Below are 985 nucleotides of genomic sequence, written 5' to 3'. Positions count from 1 at the left end.
GGCGGTCTCAACCGGTCGTCGCAACACCACGATCTTGTTCCATTATCATGAACTCGTCCAGCGCCTCTGCGGGCGTCCTCCAACCGAGCGTCTTTCTCGGTCTGCCGTTCAGTGCAACTGCGACGGCCTCGAGATCGTCAGAGCTGTGCTTGCCGAGGTCCGTGCCCTTCGGGAAGTATTGTCGGAGCAGGCCGTTGGTGTTCTCGTTGGTGCCGCGTTGCCAGGGGCTGTGCGGATCACAGAAATAGACCGGCAGCCCCGTGAGGATTTTCAGGTCCGCATGCCGCGCCATCTCCGCACCCTGATCCCAGGCAAGCGATCTGCGAAGATGGCTCGGGAGTTCGGAGATGCTTCTGGCAATCGCATCGCGAACCGCCTCGGCACCATGTCCGGCGAGCGGGGGGCCGTTCTTCTGACGCAGGTCCGTTCCATGCCCAGCCATGGGCGGCAGATGGAGGAGCAAGGTAAAGCGAGTTGTCCGCTCGACCAGCGTGCCGATCGCCGAGCTGTTCAGGCCGAGAATCAGATCCCCTTCCCAATGGCCCGGAACGGCGCGATCCGCCACTTCGGCAGGACGTTTGCTGATCATGATCTCTGGCGAGACGAAGGACTTGCCCCGGCCCGTGCTCCTGGCGCGGGGGACCCGGAGGGCGCGTCCGGTGCGAAGGCACGCCGTCAATTCTCGCTTCAGGGCCCCACGTCCCTGGATAAAGAGCGCCTGATAGATCGCCTCGTGGCTAATCCGCATTGTCGTTTCCCCCGGAAAATCGAGTTCAAGCCGTCGCGAGATCTGCTCCGGGCTCCAAGCTATCGACCACCGCCGTGCCTGTCTCGGGCCGTGGCGTCGCCCCTTCCACGCAACCTTCGGCCCCTTGATCGCCTTCCCATCAGGATGCGTGATCAGGCCAGCAAGGCGATCCTGAACATAATGGCGCAGGGCTTCGTTCGATGCCAGCTTGGCCACCTTCGGGCGGCGGGCCGCGCG

At 63.8% G+C, this 985-nt stretch carries 1 protein-coding gene; it reads right to left on the bottom strand.

Going from position 1 to position 985, the window contains the following annotated elements:
- Window positions 1–7: 7 nt before the first annotated feature.
- The coding region (locus tag DQW77_RS17895) for an IS30 family transposase (RefSeq protein WP_113259694.1) at window positions 8–985 on the bottom strand (978 nt) is incomplete at its 5' end.

It is taken from the genome of Roseovarius sp. TE539, assembly GCF_003298505.1.
Classification (GTDB): Bacteria; Pseudomonadota; Alphaproteobacteria; order Rhodobacterales; family Rhodobacteraceae; genus Roseovarius.
The sequence above is the reverse complement of the archived record's forward strand: the minus strand, read 5'-3'. Positions and strand labels throughout refer to the sequence as shown.